Source organism: Oculatella sp. FACHB-28, from assembly GCF_014696015.1.
Lineage (GTDB): Bacteria > Cyanobacteriota > Cyanobacteriia > Elainellales > Elainellaceae > JAAUTN01.
In genome coordinates, this window is record NZ_JACJPJ010000076.1 from 1 (window position 1) to 24,905 (window position 24,905).

Below are 24,905 nucleotides of genomic sequence, written 5' to 3' on the forward strand. Positions count from 1 at the left end.
CGCTAAACGTTTCACGGTTGACCCCACACAAGCGCTTAAAGTGGCGCTTCGATAGATGCTCCAACTCGTTATATCGCATATCTGCTTCTGACATTAGCTTCTATTCAGAAGCTATCTTGCTTCGCTGCGATCCTCAACTGTCACACTCACTTTATATTCGTGCAGGAAGTCTATTAGACTTCCTGCATGAATCACTCTTTGAAGCATGAATGGTGGTGTGGCTTCGCCACACCACCATTCATGCAAGAGATTTAGTCATTCCTAACTTGCACTCGGCAAGATGGGGAGCGAAACGGTGAAGGTTGTTCCTTTGCCAAGGATACTGGAGACGGAAATCTTTCCTCCGTGTAGCTCAACGGCTTCCTTGACGATCGCCAGTCCAAGCCCTGTACCGGGAAGCTTGCCCGTATTGCTGCATCGGTAGAAAGCTGTGAATAGCCTTGCCTGATCTGCCTCAGGAATGCCAATGCCCTGATCTCGAATTTGAAAGACGGCATTTCCCTGCTGATGGCTCAGTTCAAAGTAAATCTTGCCTCCCTCGGGGGAGTACTTCACTGCATTCAGCAGCAAGTTAGTCAACAAGTGATTCAGCAAGTTTTGATCCATATAGACCTGATCCATCTGCTCCTGACAGACAAATACCAGGTCGTGTTGGTTGCCTGCATTCAGTTGAATTTCCTCATTCAAGTCGTGACAAAACTGAACCAGATTTAGGGGAGCCGGAGCAAATCCTAACTTTCCTGCCTCGGCTCTAGCAACTAACAAAACGTCATCCAGAATTTGGGTAAGCCGCTTGACAGCGTTATCTATGCGATCGCAATATCGCTGTTTTTTCTCTTCGGTCATGTTTTGGCTGGGTTGCTGCAACAGGTCTAACGACATGGATATGACGGATAGAGGCGTACGCAGCTCATGGGAGGCGATCGCAATAAAGTGAGATTTCAGTTCGCTCAGTTCCCGTTCCTGCTCTAGCTGTTGGCAAGTTTCTGCGGCTCGCTTGCGCTCTGTGATATTTTCGGTAATTCCAACAACCCGGTAGACCTGACCCTGCTCGTCATAGACCGGAAAAGCCTGATCTCGAATCCATACAACCGAACCATCCGGGTGGATCAGTCGATATTCCTCATCGTAGTTACCCAGCGATTCACGGCTAAAGTCAGGCGTTACCTTTTCACGATCTTCTGGATGAATGCTGTCGTACCAAATTCTGGGGTTGCGGTATGCCATTTCACAGGAGTAACCACAAATCTGTTCATAGGCAGGACTGACATAAATAACCTCGCTGCCGTCAGCGGAGCAGATCCAGAAAGCTTCGTCGATATTTTCTGCAAGTTGGCAAAACTTTTCCTCACTCAGTCTCAGCGATTTTTCAACCTGTCGCCGTTCAACGAGTTCCTGCTTTAGTCGCTCATTGCTCAGTTTCAGTTCGCGTTCTTTTTGAGTCAGTTCATAGACCAATCGGTTGAGCGACTGAGAGAAATTTGCGATCTCGTCTTGCCCCCGCACAACGGGAATAAACACTCTTGCGTCACCCCGCCGAATCCGGTTGGCAGCATGGGCGATCGCCCACATCGGTTTAGTAATGTAATCTGCTATAAACCAACCTAAAACAGCGACTAAACTACCTAGTCCCAAATTCCAAAATAGAATCTGACGCTGTAGCCGATGAGCTGGAGCGAATGCTAAGTCGGTCTTTTGCCGTACCAGCACAACCCAATTCAACCCTTCATATTCGCGATAGCCGGTGCTGGCGGTAAAGCCAGTAATGTAAGACTGATGGTCGGGCCAAACCTCGCTCAGGTAGCCTGTTTTCGCCAGAGTCGCCTCTTGAAAGCTTTTCAAATAATCCAATTTCTGGTCAACCAATTCGGTGGGGCCAAGCAAAACGACCCCATCCTCTCGGAGTACGAGTAAATCCTGCTCTTGGCTTCGCAAATTGCGGGATAGAGCATTCTTTAAATCTTCTGCCCATGCCCAATTTAGGTGAGCTGCAAGAACGCCAAGGGGTTTTCCTTGGAGATCATCAACCGGTACAGCGAAATCAACAAAACGCAACGTATCTTTAGTCGGGTTCGGCAGCAAGCTCGCTAAAAGTACGGCTTCATGCACATCGCCGACGAAAGTATCAAGTTTCCCACTGATGAACCAGGGTCGTTCTGAGACATCTGCGCCCTCTAGAAGTCCACCTGTGCTGACCTGAACCGTGCCTTGAGGGTTGGTCAGTCCAATCCAGGAGTAAGCAGGATAGGTGCTTTGCAGTTTTTCTAGGAGTAACCGTTTTGCCGTGATTGGGGAATTAGAATCCCGAATCGTGTCAATCGTGGCAACGATTTGAATATCCCGATAGCGCTCAAACATGCCACTATCAAGTCGGTCTGCCATCTGGTAAGCCAAATATGCCAAATCTTGTCCAGCATCCTGTTCGATCTGCTGGGTAGCAGTTTGCCCAATGGTTAGGCTAGCCAACATCGAAAAAATTAGGGCGATCGCGGCGATTGTTAATCCGAACCTTGCTCTAACGCTACGACGAGGATTCAAAACGGCGACTAATCGGCGCGGGATTATAAAGTTTGCGAACATCCATCCCTCGTCACTGCGATCGCCCTCTGCAAAAGTCAAATTTACTGAGCTTGTTTGAGCCCAATAGATATGGGAATCGCAAATATGGTAGTAACAGATCAGCTTTCACGCCCTCGGGAAAATCACGGAAAACGCCCAAATCTCCTCCAAAAACACTCCTCTAGGGTGAAGCTATATTTCAAATTTGTTGAACTGTAAAATGCTCGATCAAACTGCAATGCCTTTGCTTGAAGCGCTGCGCGTCCAGGCTCACCGGGCTCACGCTCCCTTTTACACACCCGGACACAAACGGGGACAGGGCATCGCTCAGCCTCTTGCGGATTTATTGGGAACAGCAGTATTTCAAGCCGACTTACCTGAGCTGCCAGATTTAGACAACTTGTTTGCACCAGAAGGCGTAATCAGGCAGGCCCAAGAACTGGCTGCTGAAGCGTTTGGGGCAGACCGTACCTGGTTTTTAGCAAATGGCTCTACTTGCGGACTTGAGGCAGCCATTCTAGCTGTGTGCAACTCGGGCGAAAAGATTGTGCTACCTCGCAATGTGCATCGTTCAGCGATCGCCGCACTGGTTCTATCTGGTGCAATCCCGATTTTTGTTGAGCCAGATTATGATCCTCAACTGGGGATCGCTCATAGCATCACACCCGATTCCGTAGCTCATACACTCAAACAACATTCAGACGTAAAAGCAGTATTGGTGGTTTACCCAACGTACTACGGTGTTTGTGGAGATATTTGGGCGATCGCTCAACGGGTCCATCAGCATGGCATTCCGCTATTAGTTGATGAAGCGCATGGTGCTCATTTTGGCTTTCACCCAGACTTGCCGATTTCAGCCCTGGCAGTCGGAGCAGACCTGGTTGTGCAGTCTACCCACAAGCTATTGGGCGCGATGACTCAGGCGGCAATGCTGCATGTTCAGGGAACGCGGGTGGATGGCGATCGCCTCAGCCAAACGTTACAGCTCGTGCAATCTACTAGCCCCAGTTATCTCCTGTTAGCCTCTCTCGATGCCGCTCGACAGCAAATGGCGACTCAGGGCAAGCAACTGATGACTCAGACGCTAGCCCTGGCACACCAAGCTAGAACGCAACTGAGCCAAATTTCTGGATTATCTGTTTTAGGCGCAGAATCAGCAGGACTGACTCCCGGCTTTGCCGCCCTTGACCCAACTCGCCTCACGGTGACGACTACTGGCTTAGGGCTAACCGGTTTTGCAGCAGACGAAATCTTGCACCAGCAGTTAGGCGTTACCGCAGAGCTACCTTCCCTTCAGCACCTCACCTTCATCATTAGCCTGGGCAACACCCTTTCAGACATTGAGCAGTTGACAAACGCCTTCAACCACCTGTCTTCTCAGCACCCCTCCCCATCAGCTCAACCTCTAGAGCGTGCTTTAAAACCAATTGAAAAGGTTGATTTTTCGTTCGCGTCGCCAACGAAAAATCAACCTTTGAAGCAAAGTTTAATCGCCAGTCCCCAATCGCCGTTCTCTCCCCGCCAAGCCTTCTTTGCCCCAACTGAAACCTTAGCGATCGCTCACACTATTGGTTACATCAGCGCTGAAATTGTTTGCCCCTATCCTCCCGGCATTCCCGTCTTGCTGCCTGGTGAAGAGATTACGGAAGGGGCGATCGCCTATCTTCAGCAAGTGATAGCAGCGGGGGGAGTGATCACCGGATGCGCTGACCCCAATCTTGATACCCTAAAAGTCGTGAAGTTGTGATGGCTATCGCTTGAGGCACAGCAAGCTATCCTTGAAGCGTCTCAAAGTTCTTCAACCTCCCCTTACTTGCATGTCCCCTTCCCCCTGGCCCTACTGCACTCCTGGCATTCCAGATGATTTATTTGAACGTCTGCCAGGAATTCCGATGAGCAAGCGAGAAATTCGACTGCTGATGATTTCTCATTTGCGTCTGCGTCCCAATGCGGTGCTGTGGGACATCGGAGCAGGAACCGGGACAATTCCCATAGAGGTTGGGCTGCTGTGTCCCAAAGGGCGCATTCTTGCGATCGAGCGCGATGAAGAGGTTGCTAATTTAATTCGTCGTAATTGCGATCGCTTTGCCGTCCAAAACGTAGACGTAATCGAAGGGAGTGCCCCAGAATGCCTTAAAGATCTGGCTTATGCACCGCATTGCGTTTGCGTAGAAGGTGGTCGCCCCGTCAAAGAAATTTTGAAAGCTGCTTGGGATTATTTGCGCCCTCAGGGTCGGATCGTGGCAACAGCAACCAATTTTGAAACTCTTTACGCCATCTCCGAGAGCCTGGCAGAACTGCACGTCCGAAATATCGAAGTCGTGCAGTCTGCAGTCAATCGCCTGGAAACAAAGGGCAATCACCAGGTTTTTGCTGCGGTTGATCCAATGTTCGTCTTGAGCGGGGAGAAGTTAGAGTAGGGAATCCAACCTCTACCAGTAGTTCTAGATCTCATACCAAATCCGTCTGTAGAGTAGCGGTAGCGATAGGGGCGAAGCATTTGGTCACAATTCCTGCCATTGAAGCACAATTCTTTTATCGAATGCTTCGCCCGCACACCAAATAGTGCTTCTTTACAAAACGGATTTTGTATCGGACCCTAACCCCAACTGTTTCTCAATATCCTGAGTTGTGTCCAATCGCGTCACATAAGAGTGTTCAGCTTCGGTAAAAGGCTCTAGCTGCTGTTGAGCTAGTAAATCGGCTGTGGCATCGGCAATATCTCCGGTGCGCTGCTGAAGGCGGGTTCGCAGCACTTCCAGGGGAGCGTCACAATGAAGAATTTGCAGGGGAATTTGATGCGCCTCGGATTGGGCGATCGCCTCTGCCCTCAGTGTCTGACGGTCATACTTGGCATCTAAAATCACAGAATAGCCTTGAGCTGCAAGCTGAACTCCCAACTCCAGCAATCGCCTGTAGGTTTGTTGCGTCATTTCTGCGGTGTACAGGTCATCGCTACCCTTCTGGTGCAGCGGAATGCCACCTAAATGCTTTCGTACTGCATCAGAGCGAAGGTGGACCGCACCGAGTTTACGCGCCAGAAGTCGAGCTGTAGTACTCTTCCCGGAGCCTGACAGACCTGACATCAGAATTAATTTACCCTGCTGAGAGTGGGCATTCTCCCAAGCCAGACGATAGTAGAGTGCTGCGGTTTCTTTGGCTTTTTGCTTGGCTGCATCAGGAACGGCGGGGTCGTCTAGCAAAAAGCAAGTGATTTTTGCCCGCACGTAGGTCTGACGGCTGATGTAGATGGGCAACACGCGCAGTCCTTCCCAATCGCCTGTTTGCTCGACATAGGTATTGAGGAACAGCGCGCCCAGGTCGGGACGCTGCCTGACCGCCAGGTCCATAACAATGTAAGCAACGTCATACATCACATCAACAAAGCGAAATGGCTCGTTGAATTCGATGCAGTCAAATAAGAAGAGTTCGTTTTGCCAGAAGCTGATGTTGCCCAGGTGCAAATCACCGTGACATTCGCGAATTTTGTCCTGCTGCATTCGTTTGACAAACAGATCTTGCTGCTCCTGGAAGAAGCGATCGGTGTAGGTTTTGGTTTCGTCAAACTGCTTCTGAGTTTGAGCAACGCCGATGTAGCGTTCGGTTTGCTCGTAGTTTTCGTCAAAGGCCTGCCGCACCTGAGAAACTTCACCAAATTTACGGACGTAGTCGCTGGTGGGCGAGTTGGCGTGAAAGGTGGCAATCGCCTTTGCCAACTCCACCAACAATTCCTCGGTCAGCTTGCCCTGGTCAAACATGGAGTTCAGTAGCGTCTCCTGGGGAAACTGCCGCATCTTCAAGGTGTACTCTACAGGCTGCTGCTCATCGCCTAAGTAAAGTTCTTCCCCAATCTGACTAATAGGTAGAACTTCTAGGTAGATCCCTGGTGCGCCGCGCTGGTTGAGCCGCTGTTCCTCCAAGCAAAAGTGGTGGCGCTGTTCGAGGGTAGAAAAGTCTAGAAAGCCAAAATTGATTGGCTTCTTGAGCTTATAGGCATATTCTCCCGTCAGCAGCACATAGGAAATGTGCGTTTGGATGAGTTGAATTGGCTCCTGCACCGAATGCGGATAAAAACTGGGCTGCATCATCTGCTGAATCACGGGCGGGAGCTTGGAATCGGACATAGGGTTGGCAGGTAGTTTAGAAGTTGAAGTTGAAAAATGGGTTGCAACTAAAAAGCCAGGGACAATTCCCTGGCTAAGTGACTAATTTAGGTCAATTGGCGATCGCTTGTCATCCTATTCGGAAGCTGAAGCAGTCTCATCGGCATCGTCATCAGACGAGGTGCGCCCAGCTAACACGGAAACAACAACTCGATCTGGCTCACCCACGGCCTCAACTCCCTTGGGCAGCTTTAATTCATTCACATGGATTGAATCACCAACCTGAAAGTCAGTTACGTCTACTTCAATCGTTTCTGGAATGGCCTCGGGGTCACACTGCACTTGCAATTCAGTTAAAACTGTATCCAAAGCGCCACCGCCCATTCTCACGCCAACGGCTTCGCCCACAAAGTTGATGGGTACGGTAACTTCAACACTGGACTGAGCCGCAATGGAGAAGAAGCTAATATGATAGATCGATCTGCGCCAGGGGTGAGTTTGTACTTCCCGCAGCAGCGCCTTACCGCTCCAGGGCAGGTCAGGGATCTTTACTTGAATCAAGGTGTTGTTGAGAGAAGCTTTTCTGACCAGCGTTTCGGCATCTTTGGCATCGAGGGTTAGCGAAACGGATTCTGCCCCTTGATGACCGTAAAGCACGGCTGGCATCCGTCCCTCGCGCCGAAGTGCCCCTGCTTTGCTACCGGGGGCACGCTTTTGACATTCAATTGTGAGTTCCATACGAGTAACCTAACTGGGTCTATGACTGTAAATTGAGCAATCCGAACACTGGCAATCTGAAACTGGGCAATCCGAACACTAGCAATCCGAACACTGGGCAATCCGAACTGGAAACTTGAGCAGCCAAAACAAGACTAATTCTTGCCTAGTTTCTGCCTGACGCTAACTTTAGACTTGGGCTGTTTGAGCAGTACCATTGCTGTAAAGCAGTGCCCGCTTGGGTCCGTGGATCGGATCCTCGACGATGATCGTCTGATCGCGACTGGCTCCTAGAGACACAATGGCGATCGGTACTTCCATCAGTTCCGCTAGAAACTTGAGGTAGTCAAGCGCTTGACGCGGCAAGTCATCCAGCGATCGGCAGTGGTCGGTTGACTGTTTCCAACCTGGAAGCGTTTTGTAGATCGGTTGGCAGCGGGCAAAGTCGCGAGCATTGCTAGGAAAGTCGTGACAGCGCTGCCCATCGATTTCGTAGGCAACGCAGACATTAATTTCCTCTAGCTCGTCCAGCACATCCAATTTGGTGACTGCGAGACAATCCAAACCGTTGATTCGGACGGCGTAGCGACCAATAACTGCATCAAACCAGCCACAGCGACGTTTGCGCCCGGTGGTAGTGCCAAATTCTGCGCCGCGATCGCACAGTAACTCTCCCATTCTGCCATTTAGCTCTGTGGGAAAGGGCCCTTCTCCAACTCGTGTTGTGTAGGCCTTGGCAACGCCAATCACGCGATCGATCATAGTTGGTCCAACGCCAGACCCAACGCAGGCTCCACCGGCTACCGGGTTTGAAGATGTGACATAGGGATAAGTGCCGTGATCGAGATCCAGCAAAGTTCCCTGTGCCCCTTCAAACAAAATATTTCGCCGCTTTTGGACCGCGTCGTAGATTTTGAGAGAGCTATCAACTACGTGAGGGCGCAGTCGTTCAGCATAGCCCAAATATTCTGCAATCACCGCGTCAGCATCCAGCGGCGGCAGCTCATAGAGCTTTTCTAGAATGACGTTTTTGTAGCTAATCGTCCAGCGCAACTGCTCTTTCAGCCCTTCTGAATCCATCAGGTCAATCACGCGGATGCCAGTTCGCTCAGACTTATCGGCATAGGTAGGGCCAATTCCCCGTCCCGTGGTGCCGATTTTGTAGCTACCGCGACGCTCTTCAGAAGCCTGGTCGAGCAGTCGATGATAGGGCATCGTGACGTGAGCCGTTTCCGAAATTAGTAGATTTTCTGTAGAAATATTTAGCGCTTCTAGCTGATCTAGCTCTTCGATCAGCCCCCTCGGATCGATCACCGTACCCGAACCAATGATGCATTCCGTGTCGGGGTAGAGGATGCCAGAGGGAATCAGGTGCAGCTTAAAGGTCTGATCTTTAACCACGACGGTGTGTCCAGCGTTGACACCGCCTTGATAGCGAACCACGACATCTGCGGACTTACTGAGCAAGTCCGTGATTTTGCCTTTTCCTTCATCGCCCCATTGGGCCCCGATTACTACGACGTTAGCCAAGGGTCTATCAGTTTCTAAAGTTCACACAAACTACAATTATCAACAGTGGATGTCACTACTGTCAACTTTCACGAAGAGAGGTTTCTGTGGCTTTATATGCTGAGCTACATCGCCACTTAGGTGGCTCTGTTGTGCCCCGCGTGTTGTGGCGGTATTTTCAGCGCAACCGCCCTGACCTGGCTCAACAGTTTGATGAATATGGTGCTTTTGAGGAATTCTACACTCGTCCTCGCAATACTTTAGATGAATATCTGGAGCTGCACACGCTGGTGGAGAGCGTTCAAACTGATGAAACGCTGCCTTACTTTGTCTATCGGTTAATGCGGGGAGCGTACATTTTTGAGAATTTGGCTTACCTGGAGTTGCGCTACACGCCTTATCTCCGCACCTCGGATCAGTTGAGTCAGTCTGAGCGAATTGATCAGATGACTCAAATTGTGGAAATTGTGGGGCGGGCAAGTCAGTTGGGCGATTACCCGATCGTGACCAGCCAGATTTTGTGTATGCACTCCCGCTTGCCCTATGAAGTAAATCGGGCGATCGCCGATCTCGCTGCCCAGATGAAGCAATACGTTTGCGGCATCGACCTGGCGGGTGGAGATGCCCACTATGCCGATCGACTCGATGAATTTGTGGAACTGTATGACTATGCGCGATCGCTTGGGCTAAACACCACCGGACATCTCTACGAAACCAGCGAAGGTTGTTACCCTGAACTTTTGCCCTACCTAATGCGTATTGGGCACGGTATTCAGATTCCGCTGCTGCATCCAGAGCTATTAGGTGAAATTGCTGAGCGAGGACAATGCTTAGAAGTTTGCCCCACGACCTACTTGAAAACGGGAACTTTAGAGAGTATTCATCAACTTAAGTTGGTTTTCGATCGCTGCTTTGAAGCCGGGGTCGATATTGCTATCTGTACGGATAACGCTGGACTGCACAATATGCGTTTACCGTTTGAGTATGAGAGCCTACTGACCCATGATGTAATTGGCTTTGATCAGCTACAGGCTTGCCAGGAAGCGGCTTTCCGTCATGCTTTTGCCTGGCCTCATCGCCAGCGCCCCGCCTCAATCCTGACTGGAATTTTACAACCTGAATCAAAGTCAGAATCTAGCGCGATTGAAGATTCATTGCTTTCAAAGCCGTTGAAGATTTAGTAGACGGCATTGAACAATCTAAAAAAATTGATTTTGCTGAGTGGGGATGGTTCACCAGATATCCATTCTTTCTGTAGGGGTGCACTGCGGTGCGCCCCTACGTAGTTCACACGTTCAGATAGCAACCTCAAAAAAATAGAGCCTGAAGAATTCCTTCAGGCTCTATTTTTTAATCAATCAAATAGCTTCACTATGATTCGCGGCGAAGTGCAGCTTCTACCTGAGCAAATTCTTGCTCCAAGCGCTTTCTTAACTTTTCGGGAACTGGACGGTTGGGGTAGGAGCTATAGTGTCCAGCCAGGGAGTTCAGCGCTGTCCGCATGGTTGTAAAGGAACTGAGCTTGGTTACGGAGTTATCCCGGCGATAGCGGGAGGCGAAGTCGTTAATTCTTTGCCTTGCTTCTGTCTGGGCGATCGCCTTGTTAGGAGAACCATCGGGTAGTTCGATCGCTGTTCTTAAGCTGTTGACCAGAGCCAGCGTATCTTCACGGTAATTTCCGGTCAACCCAGCGGGAGCGGAGGTGCAGCCCATCAAACCAATTACCAGCACCAGAGCCAGAGCCAGAAAGCGAGACAAAAACTTCTTCATAAAACCTCAGAGTCAGGAAAAGCTTAAGACAATTGCAATCAGTTCCAAGAAATGATTGGTGATCAGCGGGGATCACGATTATTGCCAATCTTATCCTGATCCGAGAGGAAAATTTCCTGCCCTGGGATAGGGAAAGTCTGCTACCGCTACAAATTTCTCAAAAATAGGGGTTAACCAATGTAGCCGAACTTTTAAGTAAAAGAAGGCTACTAACTTCTACTACACAAAAGCTTTATAGAAGCTGAAGCTTTATCAAAATTGCGTGATGCCTTCTACGTCAATCACTGAATAGGATGCAATACAGCAAAGTTTGATTTTTAGGTAGATGCGAATTTGTTGTTTTAGTAAAAATACTGATTGACACTTTTCAGGATAATTCTACCTATGTAATTATTCTGACATTCAAATAAAGTTCGTCACTTCGCTAAGAGGCGATTCAGAATTCTTTCAGTCCCATTACATCAATAGCCGAGTTCCAGGTCTGCTGCTGACTGAACTCGTAATTTTCTGTACGGATTCAACCTTGAGCTTTTCAGAATTACACCTCTCCTGACCCGGAGTTGAAAACATGACTCAGTGTTTACCTCACCATTTAGTCAAGCTTGATACATTAGTTCAACTGCTTAGATGGAGGTCCGTTGAACAACCGGAACGGCTAGCCTACACCTTTCTGACGGACGGAAAAACTGAAAGTTCCACCTTGAGCTATGCCGATCTCGATCGTCAGGCAAGGGCGACCGCCGCTCTCCTGCAACAGCAAAATGCATCAGGAGAAAGGGCGCTATTGCTCTACCCACAAGGGTTAGAAGTAGTGGCGGCATTTCTAGGATGCCTCTATGGTGGCGTAATTGCGATTCCGGTGCCGCCGCCGGATGCGGGTCGACTGAAGCGAACTTTGCCTCGACTGCGAGCCATTGTCCAAGACGCTCAAGCGACAGTTGTGCTGACGAATGCCCGGATTCTTTCGATTTTCGAGGAAGCAGGGCTGGAGTTTCCTGAATTTTCCACAATACGCTGGATCGACACTGAACAGGTTGATCTGCAGCTAGCCGAATCCTGGCAGGAGCCAGTGATTAACAGCGACAATATTGCTTACCTGCAATACACTTCTGGCTCAACGTCCACGCCAAAAGGAGTGATGATTACGCACAGGAATGTGATGCATCATTCGGCTTATTTGCAGAGAGCCTGTGGGTACGACTCAGACAGCGTTACAGTCACCTGGATGCCCTACTTCCATGACTATGGCTTGGTCGAAGGGTTGATCCAACCGCTTTACAACGGTGCTCCCTGCTATGTGATGTCTCCGTTTGCCTTTATTAAGCAACCGGTTCGCTGGCTTCAGGCGATTTCGTGCTATCAGGCGACTCACAGTCAGGCTCCAAACTTTGCCTATGAGCAGTGCATTCGACGGGTCAAGCTCGAACAGCGAGATGCCTTAGATTTAAGCAGTTGGCGAGCGGCAGGAAATGCAGCCGAACCGATTAACCCAAGGGTTTTACGGCAGTTCTTTGAATATTTTGAACCCAGTGGCTTCCGATGGGATGCGTTTGCGCCTGCCTATGGATTGGCAGAGGCAACCCTGCTTGTGACCACCAGTCCACGCCCCTCGGAGCCTGTGGTTTGTGTGCTTGACCCAGCCGCACTGGAACGCAATCGGATTGTTGAAGCCTCAGATGAACAGGACGTGGTGCGAATCGTTGCAGGCTGCGGTCGTCAGGTCTGTGAAACTCAGATTGCGATTGTGAACCCCGATACGCTGACTCGCTGTGCCCCAAACGAGGTGGGCGAAATTTGGGTGGCTGACGCTGGTGTGGCAAAGGGCTACTGGCAGCGTCCTGAGGAAAGCGATCGCACCTTCCGCGCTCAGATTGCGGATTCCCAGGAAGGTCCGTTTTTACGAACGGGCGACCTCGGCTTCCTTCAAGACGGAGAACTGTTTGTCACGGGACGGATCAAAGACCTGATTATCATTCGGGGCACAAACCACTATCCCCAGGATATTGAGTGGACGGTTCAGCAACTCCATCCGGCTTTGCGCCCTGACTACGGTGCGGCATTCTCCACTGAGATAGACGGAGAAGAACGGCTGGTTGTGGTGCAAGAGGTGGAACGGCAGCAGCAAAACATTGATTTTGATCAGGTGATTGGCGAAATTCGACAGGCGATCGCCGAACAGCATGAGCTTCAGGTTTATGCAGTTGTGCTAGCCAAGCCTGGAAATATTCTCAAAACCTCCAGCGGCAAGATTCAGCGTCGTGCCTGCCGAACTAGCTTCTTAGCCGGAACGCTCGACGTGCTAGAAGACTGGAGCGAAAACCCGCAAATTCGAGCCAGCTTCAGAAACTTGCAGGGCGATGTCAGTTCGCTGCTAGAGCAAGTGCAAGTCGCTAAGGCCTAAAAGTTTCAAAATCCTGTCACCTCCCTGGCAACGTTTCACCTGAAATCTCAAGTTCTCAAGTTCTCGAAGTTTTGTTCCTCATCCTTTGCTCCTCATCCTGGGTTGGAGAGATCAATGCATCCACCGGAAAGATCAATGCATCCACTCAAACAATATTGGCTCGCTGAAGAACTGGAGCGCGATCTGGGCGATCCCTGTAATCCAGAAAGCGTGATGTCGTTTAAGCAGGTGATTGAGCTGGACGAACTCGAAGCCTTTCCTGAAGCCGAGTTGACCTGGCTTTATAACTGGAAACTGCATCACTACTACATCCCAACGAACTGTGGCGGAGAATTTACCTCCTTTGAGGAATTCATCGCCTTTGTGCGAGTCATGTCGCGGCGTGACTTGACCACTTCCATTTCTTTCACCACTCTGTTTTGGTCATTTCTCACCTGGATGGCAGGGACGGATGAGCAAAAGCAAGAGCTAGCCCAGTTTATGAAAGACATGAGTGGGGCAATGTGTCTTTCCTATTCTGAGCGGGCACACGGGAGTGATCTCCTCGCTGGCGATGTAACCGCAACTAAAGTTCCCGGTGGTTATTTGTTGAATGGTGAGAAGTGGCCAATCAATCGCGCCACTATTTCTGGAGTCACTTTCGTATTGGCGAAAACGGATGCAGAAGCAGGAAGCCGCAGCCTGTCTTTGTTCATGGTGAAGAAAGCAGAGCTTGATCCAGCAACCTATAGCAATTTACCCAAGATTAAAACTCACGGAATTCGCGGCTCTGACATGAGCGGTATCCGTTTTGATGACTGCTTTATTCCCGAAAAGATGCGATTGGGTAAAGAAGGAGTCGGGCTAGAGCTGGCGCTTAAAGGGTTTCAGATTACTCGCGCTCTGTGTGCCGCATTCTCTCAAGGAGCAGCCGATACTGCGCTCAGAACAACCCTGAAGTTCACATTAGGGCGGCAACTGTATGGTAAAACCGTATTTGATATTCCCCATCCTCGCCGCACTCTAGTAGACGCTTTTCTAGATATTTTGATTTGCGACTGTGCCAATATCGGCGCAGGCAGAGGGTTTCACGTTGTTCCAGAACAGTTCAGCGTTTGGTCGGCAGTGGTGAAGTATTTTGTCACCGTGACGCTAGAGAAGATGGTGCAGGATGTCTCGGTGGTGTTGGGCGCACGCTATTACATGCGTGAGGAACATGACTTTGGCATTTTCCAAAAGGTGATGCGGGACAACGCGATTATCAGCGTATTTGACGGCAGCAGCATTGTGAATTTGCATTCTCTGATCCTGCAACGACGGCATTTAGCCAAATTCCGTGCGCGGCGGGATGCTCAGAGTATGGAGGCGATCGCCACCCGCCTACAAACCACATTCACGCTCGATCAGCCTGTTCCCCAATTTGCTCCAGAGCGGCTGGAGCTATTTAGTCGAGGTGCAGATGATGTGCTTCAAGGACTGGAAATTGCTTTGGAGCAGCTTCAGGCACTCGAACCGCCCGACTTAGAACCAGAAGTTTTAGAGCAGATAGAAGCGTTAACTCACGCTGTTTTAGCAGAGTTAAACGCACAGGATGATTTCCTGGCAACTGCTGCCTTTGAACATGGTCACGACCAGTCGCCGGAGTCGTTTGAACTGGCGAAAAAGTATTGCACCCTCCATGCTGCTGCTGCCTGCGTTCACATGTGGTTGCATAACCGCAAAACGTTAGGTGAGTTTTTTGCCAATGGCAGATGGTTGGCGCTGAGCTTGCGAAGGCTGTTGGTAGCGGTTAACCCCGCTCTAGACTTGCCGCCCCGCTTGGACGATGAGCCGCTCGCCCAGGAATTGCTCAGGCTTTATGGCCAAGATCGGATGTTTTCGATTGTTCCTTTTCAATTAGCTAAATCAGAAGTTCAGGAGAATCCTATTCATGCAATTACAGAACTCCAGCTCCAAGCCCAGTGATGTATTGGTTCAAGCGGATCTAGCTCAGGAGAATAGTGAGGCGATCGCCATTGAGACGATTCAAACCTGGATCGTCAATCAGTTGGCAAAGCAGCTTTCACTTTCTGCCCCATCGATCAAAGTTGAGGAACCTTTAACCCGTTATGGGTTGGACTCAATCGACTCCGTGACGATTGTGGGTGATATGGAAGATTGGCTCGGTGTAGACCTGCCTTCAACCCTGCTTTGGGACTATCCCACAATTCAGAAAGCCGCTACCTATCTGGTGCAGGAAATGAACATTGCTCCAGGAGCGATCGCATCTGAACCAGAAACACCCGTTCAGCCCACTAAAGAAACTGTTGGGAAATGGAGTCTGTGGGGACGCGGGAAATAGCTGTAGCTGTGTTACGCGCAGGTCCGTGAGGACCAGAATAACTTGCGTTTACACGGTGGTTTCTAAGCGCAAGTTACAGAAGAGATTTGGATTGAAGTGAGTGTAAGCCGATAATTTTTGAGATTGGGGAGGAAGTCGATTGAACTTCTCTGAATTCTCCTTTTGGTGGGTTTTGTTGCTGGTTGGGTCAGCATTCTTTGCAGTGCGCTATGTCGGCAAGCAGCTTAACCTCTGGCGAGGGGTGTTTGACAGCATTGGATTGATGGCGCTGTCGCTTACGCTTTTTGTGAATGCCAGCACCTCTAGCTTTGTTATCTTTTCGTTTGAGATTGTCTTTAACTATCTGATGGTGCGGCTGATGTTTAGCCGTCAGGGATGGCAGGCAAAGGCGATCGCCACTGCTGTAATTTGGTTTGACATAGCCATTCTGGCGTATTTCAAATACCTCAACTTCTTTGTTGAAGATGTGGTTGGGCTGGTGGCTCCGGCGATCGCGTCTTCCTGGCAAGACAAAAGCATTCCTGGATTAGGGTCAATTCCGCCTGGGCTGTCGTTTTACACCTTTCAAATGGTGGCGTTTGTCGTCGATTCCTACACCAGCAAACGCAAGCAGTCATTAGGGTTTATCGACTACGTCAACTTTGTCTCATTCTTTCCACAAGTGGTTGCTGGTCCGATTGAGCGACGGTCAGACCTGCTTCCTCAGATTGAGTCTTTTCGGTTTAAGTTCACCGCCGACAATTTTGAGGCAGGCTTCCGCTGGTTGGCGTTAGGTCTGTTTATGAAGTTTGTTTTGGCAGATAACATTTCCCCATTCATTAACTTAGAAGAAACCGCTAACGCATGGCTCGTCTGGTTTTCTGCCTATTTATTTACCCTCAGAATCTACTTTGACTTTGCTGGATATAGCTTTATTGCGCTGGGGTTGGCTCGAATTGTGGGCGTGCGGCTGGCGATTAACTTTCTTGCACCCTATACCTCACAGAGCATTAATGAGTTTTGGCGACGCTGGCACGTTACCTTGAGTACCTGGTTTCGGGACTATGTGTTTTTGCCGCTGATGGGTTCTAAAAAACACTGGGCGGCATTTTTCCTGTTTATCACTTTTACCCTTTCGGGCTTCTGGCACGGTGCAGCGTGGAACTTTATCATTTGGGGCGCTTATCACGGGCTATTATTGCTGGTTTTGAGGTATGCCGGTCGTCCTTTCTACCGCTTTGTTGGACAGTACTTTCCTACGCCGCAGTTTATCTCTTGGGCACTGACCTTCGGCTCTGTGATTCTCGGCTGTCTGTTTTTCATGGAAACTGATATCGGGCGACTGGGGCAAAAGCTGCAAACGCTGGTTAATCCATTCACTTATTCGTTCTCCAATTTAGGTGGGGCGATCGCCTCTTTCAGTTTCAACGAAGGCAGCGCGTTACTCCTGACTCTGGCTTTGGCAACTGGGGTATTGCTGTTTGAACATGTTGCCGTCTGGCAAAAACGAGGGGAATATGACCTGCTGCTGTCGCCTTGGATGTCGAGAATTTTGCTGGCTTTGACGATTTTGCTGGCAGCGAATGCTCCGTCTGAATTCATCTACTTTGACTTTTAGACAGTGACCTTTAAACCCATGAGAAAGCAGCTTAGCTTTGCAACCTGGATTTTAGCAGCGGGTTTAGCCTGGTCAATTGGCTATCTCTACAACGTTCGCTATGGCGGCGAGTTGAGTTGGCTGCGGATGATGTATGAGCGCAAAATGGCGATCGCTGCTGAAGTCGAAGCTCCCCAACGAGTAATCATTCTGGGCGGCTCTGGCGCTCACTACACCGTCGATGCAGAACTAATGCAGCAGGAATTGGGGATTCCGGTAATCAATCTTGGCTTAGACGGTCCAATTGGTTTGAATGTGCTGCTGCCCAGTGTGATGGATGCAATTCAACCTGGAGATGTGGTGCTGCTGATTCCTGAATACCTGATTTTGCTAGATGAGGATGGTTTAGGCGATCGCTCTGGTGCATTCGGCATGGCGATCGGACAGCCCGGTTTAGGAGACATTCCGCTCAAACAACTGACTCATGATGCCCTGCTGTTGGGAGTTCCCACCCTGCGAGCCGTGACTAAATCAACCTGGGATGTAGCGCAGTACGGTGAAATGCGAGGCTACTACTCCGATCCAATTTCTGCGAATGGTGACCCCACCGCGCTAAAGCAGCGCACCAATTCCTCCTGGTGGCAAATGCGGATTAAAGATACCGTTTCCGATCATGCTCTGGAGCAGATTTCCCAATTTCGCCAGCAGGTTGAAAGCAAGGACGCAACTCTAGTGTTGGGATTGCCCTGGATCTACGCCAGCCAGGATGCCGAAACGCTCGAAAACGTGCAGGAAACTGCCGCAGCGCTAGCTGAAATTGCTCCTGTGCTTTACAACTCGGACTCTTTGAACCTGCAAACTGACTCTAGCCTGTTTGCCGATACGCACTATCACCTGAATCAGGATGCGCGTAACTTGCGATCGCAAGAGCTAGCGCAACAGCTTGAACCCGTCCTGGATGCGATCGCTGAAAGACATCTCTAAAACTTGAAATCGAGGAGATCTCCATGCTCAACCCAAATACGCATATTTGCATCCTTGGAGGCGGTTTTGGAGGTCTTTATACCGCTTTGTATTTGCAACGGTTCTCAGGTTTGAAGAAATGTCGGGTGACGCTGGTTGACCCCAAACAGCACTTTCTGTTTACGCCGCTGATGTATGAGCTAGTTACAGGTGAACTTCAACAGTGGGAAATTGCACCCTCATTTCACAGCCTGTTGCAGGGAACCCATGTGAAACATCGCCGAGACACGGTGGAAACGGTTGATTTAGGGGAACGACGAGTTAAGCTTCAATCGGGGAAATCACTGACTTACGACTATCTGGTGCTGGCAGTCGGCAAAGAGACTGGACTGGGAGCCATTCCGGGTGCAGCAGAACATGCCTATCCATTTCGCACGTTAGCCGATGCTCAACATTTGCGAGAACAGCTTCGATTTTTGGAAGCCTCTGAGCGACAGCAAATTCGGATTGCGATCGTGGGTGGTGGTCCTAGCGGCGTGGAGTTAGCAGGTAAGCTAGCCGATCGCCTGCAAGAACGGGGACAAATTCGCCTAATCGATCGTGGCGATGACATTCTTAAATCTTTTTCACGCGCCAGCCGAATCACCGCCTATCGGACTCTTGGTGCAAAGGGAGTTCAGGTCGATTTGCACACCTCCATTGCTGAAATTGGCGCAGATTGGATTGCGGTCAAGACGCAGGGTGAAGTGAGCCAGACTGCGGTGGATCTAGTGCTTTGGACAACGGGAAATCAGCCGATTGAATGGGTTCGTAATCTGCAGTGCGATCGCAACTTACAAGATCAGTTAATTGCGCATCCCACCCTACAGCTTCAGGGCTATCTCGAAGTGTTTGTCCTGGGCGACCTGGCAGATGTGCGAAATCCACGAGGACAGCAGGTACCCGCGACCGCACAGGTGGCATACCAGCAGGCAGACCGCGCTGCTAAAAACCTCTGGGCAATCCTACAAAATCGCCGCCCTAAGCCGTTCCGCTATCTGCATTTAGGTGAAATGATCACGCTCGGTACAGATTCGGCGGCGGTTTTCAGTTTTGGCATGAGTTTGAGAGGGCGACTGGCGTGTGTGGTGCGTCGCCTGGTGTATCTGCAACGGTTGCCGACGCTACGTCATCGCCTGCGAGTAATTAAGCATCAGTTGACCCGATGGCTGCCAGGAAAAAATTCTAAGAGCTTGCAAAAACCTGCGAATTCTTCTGCTCCAACGGGTGTGGGACAGACCCATTCGACTCAAAGGGGCACGGCATCCGTCCGCTCAGAGCCGATTGATTTAGAAAAGTCAGCTTGGCGATCGCCAGACAAAAAACAGATTAATCGTTAATTTCGCTTCCTTTCGCAAACCCCTAAAACATCCTTGATTGAGGTGCAATGTTTATGACCTTTAGCTCACCTAAATCTAAACCTGTTTTTTATAAAAAGCTTGAGGAAATGTTTGGGCTGGATTTGCGATCGCTTGCCCTGTTTCGCATGGGTTTAGCGGTAATTCTGCTGGCAGATTTGGCGATTCGAGCGGATGATCTGGCAGCTCACTACTCAGACGCGGGTGTGCTGCCGCGATCGCTCCTTCAGGAAGTTGCCCGAACTGGCTACTGGTCAATTCATGCACTTAGCGGCGCGCCTCTGTTTCAAGGATTTCTGTTTTTGCTAGCGGGTTTCTTTGCCCTGCTGATGCTGGTCGGCTACCGCACTCGCATCGCCGTAATCGCCTCCTGGGTGCTGTTGATCTCGCTGCACAACCGCAACCCTGCTCTGATTTTTGCCGCCGATGATGTCCTCCGGGCCCTGATGTTTTGGGCAATGTTTTTGCCGCTCGGTGCTTGCTACTCCATTGACAGCGCCCTCAATACTTCAAAAGAACGACTACCAGAACGCATTCTCACAGGAGCAACCGTTGCCCTGATTGTGCAGCAATGTTTCATTTACATCTTCTCGGCGCTGATTAAGGCAAAAAGTCCCGTTTGGCTGGATGGCAGCGCGGTTTACTATGCGCTCAGCTATGACCAATACGTCACCCCGTTTGGCGCATTTCTGCTCAACTTTCGTCCGCTGCTGAGCCTGTTTACCCATTCCACGGTGATTTTGGAATGGTTCGGGCCACTGCTGATTGTCTTTCCCTTTCGCACCAGTTTCTTTCGCAACCTTGCCATCATCACCTTCATCTCACTGCACATAGGCTTTGGGCTAACCCTAAATTTGGGAATTTTTCCCTTCCTGAGCTGCTTTAGTTGGTTAGCATTCATTCCTAGTGAAACCTGGAACCGCTGGCAGAAACGCATTTCTACTTCAGAACGCCAGGGGCTACAGATCTATTACGACGCAGATTGTGGTTTCTGCAAAAAAGTAGTTTATCTGCTTCGCACCTTTTTGGTGCTGCCAGGCACGCCTCTGCTAATGGCACAAGATGACCCTAGCATTCACGCCGATATGCAGGCGCAAAACTCCTGGGTAATTGTGGACTGGATGGGCAATCGCCGCTTTAAGTTTGAAGGCATTATCTATGTGGTTAGCCTGTCTCCGGTGTTGGGTTGGCTTGCGCCTGTTCTTTCTCTAAGTCCATTAAAGGTTGCGGGAAATAGGTTTTATGAGGCGATCGCCACCAACCGCAAATTTGCAGGCAATTTCACCAAACCCTTCAAGTTTCGCCCGCTGACGCTGCGTCCCTCACGAGCGATCAGTGCGATTGTGCTGGTGCTGCTGTTTTACACCTTCTTATGGAACCTCAGCAGCTACGCGCCCGAAGCTTTCAAACGGAGAACCTGGCACAGAACCGAAATCGTAGGACGCATCACTCGCCTTGACCAGTCGTGGAGTATCTTTGCGCCCAGTCCGCCCAGAGATGACGGCTGGCATGTGATTCCAGCCCAATTAGCCGACGGTAGCGAGGTCGATATTTTTAGAAACGCACCCGTGAATTGGGAGAAGCCGAGCCTTGCTACCCGCAGTGAGATTTACCAAAACATGCAGTGGCGTACCTATTTCATTAATCTCAATCGGGCGATCGGTGAAAAGCTTTATCCCGGTTACGGTCAGTATCTCTGCCAACGCTGGAACGTCAATCACAGCGCTTCCCAACAAATTCAAACCCTGGAAGTCTACTTCATGAATGAACGCACTGTTCCTCCAGGGGAAACCCAAACCGTAGAGCAGGAATTGGGTTGGCAACAGACCTGTTCTAAATGACTTTCACCTGAAGGAATTCAAAGCCATGCTAGACCAAATTGCTGAAGCCCAAACGTCTTCGCTAAAAGGCTACAGAATCGCTGTTTTATTACCCTGTCGAAACGAAACCCTGACCATTGCTCGCGTCGTTTCAGAATTTCAGGCAGCCCTGCCCGAATCTGAGGTTTATGTGTACGACAATCGTTCAACCGACGATACGGCAGAGCAAGCCTCAAAAGCAGGAGCCTTTGTCCGCTATGAGCCACAGCCGGGTAAGGGCAATGTGGTTCGCCGCATGTTTGCGGATATTGATGCCGATATTTACGTGATTGCTGACGGAGACAATACCTATGAGGCGGCAGCGATAAGGCATTTGGTGGATCGATTGCTCACCGAGAACCTGGATATGGTTGTTGGGGCGCGTCGGATTGCGCCTGAAGATGTAGCGGCTTACCGGCGCGGACACCGGGGTGGCAATCTGTTTTTGACCTCTTTCGTGCGAATGCTATTTGGGGCAAAGTTTACCGATATGTTGTCTGGCTATCGAGTCTTTTCCAGACGCTACGTTAAGTCGTTTCCGGCTCTGTCGAATGGGTTTGAGATTGAAACAGAATTTACAATTCATGCCCTGGAACTGAAAATGCCGTTTGCTGAAGTGCCGACTCGCTATGGCTCTCGTCCTCCAGGTTCGACTAGCAAACTTAAGACCTTTACAGACGGGTGGCGAATTTTGGGCACGGCGTTGCTGTTGTTTAAAGAGGTCCGCCCCTTTCTATTTTTTACGCTGATCTTTCTGGGACTAGCAGTCCTGTCTTTAATCCTGGCTATTCCCATTGTCAAAACATTCCTGGAAACCGGGCTGGTGCCTCGCTTCCCGACCGCGATTTTGGCGGCTTCGATTATGCTGCTGGCGTTTCTGAGCCTGACCTGTGGGTTAATTCTTGACTCGGTAGCACGGGGTCGTCGCGAAGCTAAGCGGATGGTTTATCTCGCTTACCCGCTGATTCAGGCGAGACAGATTTTGGAACAGTTTCATCATGGCTAAGCAACAAGTCCAACAGTGGCGTAGCTGGATTCGGGGGGGCGTAGGACTCTTGTTTGGAGCTGTTTTTCTGTGGTTAGCATTTCGCCAAACCAGCCTGGAAAAAGTGGCAACCGTCTTTGCTCAGTCGCATGGGAACTGGCTAATCGCTGCCGTGACCTTCTACGCGATGAATATGGTCGTGAGAATTATGCGGTGGCGATCGCTCCTACGTGAGGTAAAAGTCCTACCGTTTGGCGCTGTGGGAATTGCCCTTCTAGTTGGGTATGCAGCAAACAATATCTTTCCGGCTCGGCTGGGAGAAATCTTTCGAGCCAACTTTGTAGGGCGACGCTATCAACTGTCGCGAACGGCGATCGCTGGCTCAATTCTGGTTGAGCGCGTGCTAGATGGGCTGGTCGTAGTGCTATGTATGCTGCTGGGAAGAGTCCTGTTTGCCAAATCGGTAGTCTTGCTAGATACGCTGACGATCGCAGGTGGATTGCTCTTTGGCGGCATCTTTGCCGTGATTTGGGTGGTGGGACGCGGTGAAGGAGTGGGGCGGTTGCCCTTGCCGTCGGCGATCGCCACTCGGCTTCAAAGTTTCCGTCAGGGGTTAAGCGTTCGACCTGGCTCTAGTTTTGGGCGAGCAGTCCGGCTATCGCTCCTGGTGTGGCTGCTAGAAGGAATCACGCTGTGGTGCGTGCTGAAGTCGGTCAATGTCTCCTTGGGATGGCAGGCGATGCTTTTGATGATTGGAGTGACGAGTCTTAGCACGCTGATTCCCTCGGCTCCTGGTTTCGTCGGCACCTATCAATATTCCTATTCCTTTACTCTGGGGCTGTTTGGCTACGATCCGGCTCAGGGAATTGCGGCGGCAACCGCCTTTCAGGTGTTTTTGTTTGGATTGGTCACATTAGTGGGGCTGGGAATCTACACCTATCTGTCAGTGAACAAGCCTGTTAAACGATATGGAAATTAGCTAGAGCTTCAAGATTCCTATTTGGCATTTCTCTATTAGGAACGAACAGTTCTCAGGTGGGGCACTCTTTTATGAAATTTCTCAAAGAAAAAATTAGCAGCATTCTTTTGATCGCTTTGCTGTGGACAGCGGTAATTAATTCCGGCACCCTCGGCACCTTGGACACCGACCTGCGGCTTCAAATGGCTCATGCTTGGTGGACGGGTACGGAGGAAATTCAAGTATCTCCAGACGATACGCCTATTGTGCGGGGTGACATTCGGTTTGGGGTCATGGGAGTTGATGGCAAGCGGTATATCGCCTATGAGGAAGGGCAATCGATCCTGATGTTGCCCGGTGACTGGGTTGGAACGCAGTTACACCATTTGCTGCCCATCGCCGATCAGAAGACGATGCGAGATTGGGCGGTCAATTTCCTGATTTTTGTACCTTTGAACGTCGCTGCTGTCGCTGCCTGCTACTGGCTGATCAAACTGTTTGGCTTTAAGCAACGCACAGCAGGTTTGGCTGCGATCGCCTGGTTTCTAGGCACTACCCTGTTGCACTATGCTCAGGTGCATCAGCACAACAATCAGGTGTTATTGCTGGTGACGTTGGGGTATGGTGCGGCTCTGTCTTATGTTTTGCGCGATCGCCCTCTGCTTGCCTTTCTCAGTGGTTTGGCTCTGGGCGGCACAGTTCTCATCCGCATTACCAGCATCATTCACGGGTTGACGGTCGCCTTATTCCTCGCGGGGGGACTAGCGTACAGGAGGCGCGATTTGGTCAAAGTGGTGCAGGGCTTAGGGCTATGGATTGCAGGCTTTATTCCCTTTGTGCTGCTCGGTCGAATCATGGACTACTTTCGCTATGGCAGTCTGTTTGCCACGGGCAAGAGCACTGAGCAACAGCAACTGACAACCGACCCTGCCTGGAATGGACTACCCGATTTACCTGATGGATACCCGCTGATCAACGACCCGCATGTCGGCATTCTCGGTCCCCTGATTTCGCTGTCAAAAAGTATCTTTATCTACGACCCATTGCTGCTGCCCTGTTTGATTTTGGCAGTGGTGTTTTGGAAAAAGCTGACTCCTTATATTCAATGGTATTTGGTGACGGTGACTGTGAATCTGGGTTTGCACCTGGTAGCCTATAGCCGATTTGTCTTCTGGCACGGCGACTCAGCCTGGGCTGCGAGATATCACGTCACGTCGGTACATTTGCTATTGATCCCGCTGGTGGCAGTTCTGATCCAAACGCTGAGACAAGCTAAAGCCTGGAAAGCCTGGTTGCTGAAAACTGTGGTGGCGATCGCCATCATGGTTCAACTGGCTTCAGTTGCCATGCCCATGAATCTGGAGATTTATCAGACAAACGTGGGAATGCCCGGTTCTCGTCTAGAATTTCGTCTGGCTCAGCGAATCAGCAACTTGGTCTGTTTAGTGGATGGCTCCTTCTCTAAAGCTTGCACTACCCAGCATCCAGATAAGGAACAGTATCTCGAACATCTAAATCACCTTGCATTTCTGCCGTTTACCTACAGCCAGCAGGCAGAAGACGATGTGGTATACCCCCTCTCTATTTTTCTATTTTTACTGTGGGGAGTTCTCCTGGCATTTGCCCTTGTGGTGACACTCAAATTTGTCTTTATTTGAAGTAGCCAGATGCTTGATCAAGTCAGTTTGACAGCGCCATACTAAATTCACGTTTGATCAGATCAACTGAGTGATTAGTAGACTTCCTGCATCCCAGCAAGGTAGGGTTTTGAGAATGGATTTTTGTGGT

18 protein-coding genes are annotated in these 24,905 nt (G+C 50.2%); 13 read left to right on the forward strand and 5 right to left on the reverse strand.

Annotation, left to right across the window (positions count from 1 at the left end; translation table 11 throughout):
• Positions 1 to 261 precede the first annotated feature (261 nt).
• The gene (locus tag H6F88_RS18090; protein ID WP_190644151.1) at positions 262 to 2,619 is read right to left on the reverse strand and encodes an ATP-binding protein; all 2,358 of its coding nucleotides are present in this window, start codon (positions 2,617 to 2,619) and stop codon (positions 262 to 264) included.
• A 160-nt stretch (positions 2,620 to 2,779) separates the two neighbouring features.
• Between H6F88_RS18090 and H6F88_RS18095 the strand changes: the two genes are divergently transcribed.
• Together H6F88_RS18095 and cbiT are read left to right on the forward strand one after the other, a co-directional pair.
• A complete protein-coding gene (locus tag H6F88_RS18095; RefSeq protein ID WP_190644152.1) occupies positions 2,780 to 4,306 on the forward strand; it encodes an aminotransferase class I/II-fold pyridoxal phosphate-dependent enzyme in 1,527 nt (508 codons plus the stop codon).
• 70 nt (positions 4,307 to 4,376) lie between these two features.
• Positions 4,377 to 4,979: a precorrin-6Y C5,15-methyltransferase subunit CbiT gene (gene cbiT / locus H6F88_RS18100; RefSeq protein ID WP_190644153.1), complete on the forward strand. Its 603-nt coding sequence runs from the start codon at positions 4,377 to 4,379 to the stop codon at positions 4,977 to 4,979.
• A gap of 153 nt (positions 4,980 to 5,132) precedes the next feature.
• On the opposite strand, the gene H6F88_RS18105 is transcribed toward cbiT, so the two are convergent.
• From H6F88_RS18105 to H6F88_RS18115, 3 genes are all read right to left on the reverse strand, one after another.
• On the reverse strand, positions 5,133 to 6,683 hold the full coding sequence (locus H6F88_RS18105) for an AAA family ATPase (RefSeq protein WP_190644154.1): 1,551 nt from the start codon (positions 6,681 to 6,683) through the stop codon (positions 5,133 to 5,135).
• A gap of 114 nt (positions 6,684 to 6,797) precedes the next feature.
• On the reverse strand, positions 6,798 to 7,400 hold the full coding sequence (locus H6F88_RS18110) for a 50S ribosomal protein L25/general stress protein Ctc (protein WP_190644155.1): 603 nt from the start codon (positions 7,398 to 7,400) through the stop codon (positions 6,798 to 6,800).
• 168 nt (positions 7,401 to 7,568) lie between these two features.
• Entirely contained in the window at positions 7,569 to 8,909 is a 1,341-nt protein-coding gene (locus H6F88_RS18115; protein WP_190644156.1) for an adenylosuccinate synthase, read from the reverse strand.
• 86 nt (positions 8,910 to 8,995) lie between these two features.
• On the opposite strand from H6F88_RS18115, the gene H6F88_RS18120 reads away from it, so the two are divergent.
• The gene (locus H6F88_RS18120; RefSeq protein ID WP_190644157.1) at positions 8,996 to 10,069 is read left to right on the forward strand and encodes an adenosine deaminase; all 1,074 of its coding nucleotides are present in this window, start codon (positions 8,996 to 8,998) and stop codon (positions 10,067 to 10,069) included.
• A gap of 190 nt (positions 10,070 to 10,259) precedes the next feature.
• Here the strand turns inward: H6F88_RS18120 and psb27 are convergent, their stop codons facing one another.
• Positions 10,260 to 10,658, reverse strand: a complete 399-nt coding sequence (gene psb27 / locus H6F88_RS18125; RefSeq protein ID WP_190644158.1) for a photosystem II protein Psb27 — start codon at positions 10,656 to 10,658, stop codon at positions 10,260 to 10,262.
• 568 nt (positions 10,659 to 11,226) lie between these two features.
• Here psb27 and H6F88_RS18130 point away from each other — a divergent pair.
• The 10 genes from H6F88_RS18130 to H6F88_RS18175 all read left to right on the forward strand — a co-directional run bounded on the left by H6F88_RS18130 (position 11,227) and on the right by H6F88_RS18175 (position 24,775).
• On the forward strand, positions 11,227 to 13,059 hold the full coding sequence (locus H6F88_RS18130) for a fatty acyl-AMP ligase (protein ID WP_190644159.1): 1,833 nt from the start codon (positions 11,227 to 11,229) through the stop codon (positions 13,057 to 13,059).
• Between the two features lie 135 nt (positions 13,060 to 13,194).
• Entirely contained in the window at positions 13,195 to 15,003 is a 1,809-nt protein-coding gene (locus H6F88_RS18135) for an acyl-CoA dehydrogenase (protein WP_190644160.1), read from the forward strand.
• Positions 14,969 to 15,379 (forward strand): acyl carrier protein, encoded by a 411-nt coding sequence (locus tag H6F88_RS18140; protein WP_190644161.1) that lies wholly within the window; start codon positions 14,969 to 14,971, stop codon positions 15,377 to 15,379. Before H6F88_RS18135 ends, H6F88_RS18140 begins: the two co-directional genes overlap by 35 nt.
• A 139-nt stretch (positions 15,380 to 15,518) precedes the next feature.
• Positions 15,519 to 16,976 (forward strand): MBOAT family protein, encoded by a 1,458-nt coding sequence (locus H6F88_RS18145; protein WP_190644162.1) that lies wholly within the window; start codon positions 15,519 to 15,521, stop codon positions 16,974 to 16,976.
• An 18-nt stretch (positions 16,977 to 16,994) separates the two neighbouring features.
• Positions 16,995 to 17,939, forward strand: coding sequence for a hypothetical protein (locus H6F88_RS18150; RefSeq protein ID WP_190644163.1), 945 nt, complete (start codon positions 16,995 to 16,997; stop codon positions 17,937 to 17,939).
• 23 nt (positions 17,940 to 17,962) lie between these two features.
• Entirely contained in the window at positions 17,963 to 19,297 is a 1,335-nt protein-coding gene (locus tag H6F88_RS18155) for an NAD(P)/FAD-dependent oxidoreductase (protein WP_190644164.1), read from the forward strand.
• A gap of 53 nt (positions 19,298 to 19,350) precedes the next feature.
• Complete coding sequence (locus tag H6F88_RS18160) at positions 19,351 to 21,156, forward strand: HTTM domain-containing protein (protein WP_190644165.1); 1,806 nt, start codon at positions 19,351 to 19,353, stop codon at positions 21,154 to 21,156.
• Positions 21,157 to 21,181: 25 nt separating this feature from the next.
• A complete protein-coding gene (locus tag H6F88_RS18165) occupies positions 21,182 to 22,180 on the forward strand; it encodes a glycosyltransferase family 2 protein (protein WP_190644166.1) in 999 nt (332 codons plus the stop codon).
• Positions 22,173 to 23,138 carry a lysylphosphatidylglycerol synthase transmembrane domain-containing protein gene (locus H6F88_RS18170; RefSeq protein ID WP_190644167.1) on the forward strand — a complete coding sequence of 322 codons (966 nt, stop codon included), beginning with the start codon at positions 22,173 to 22,175 and terminating at the stop codon, positions 23,136 to 23,138. The genes H6F88_RS18165 and H6F88_RS18170 overlap by 8 nt, the downstream gene beginning before the upstream one ends.
• A 71-nt stretch (positions 23,139 to 23,209) precedes the next feature.
• Positions 23,210 to 24,775 (forward strand): hypothetical protein, encoded by a 1,566-nt coding sequence (locus H6F88_RS18175; RefSeq protein ID WP_190644168.1) that lies wholly within the window; start codon positions 23,210 to 23,212, stop codon positions 24,773 to 24,775.
• Positions 24,776 to 24,905 lie beyond the last annotated feature (130 nt).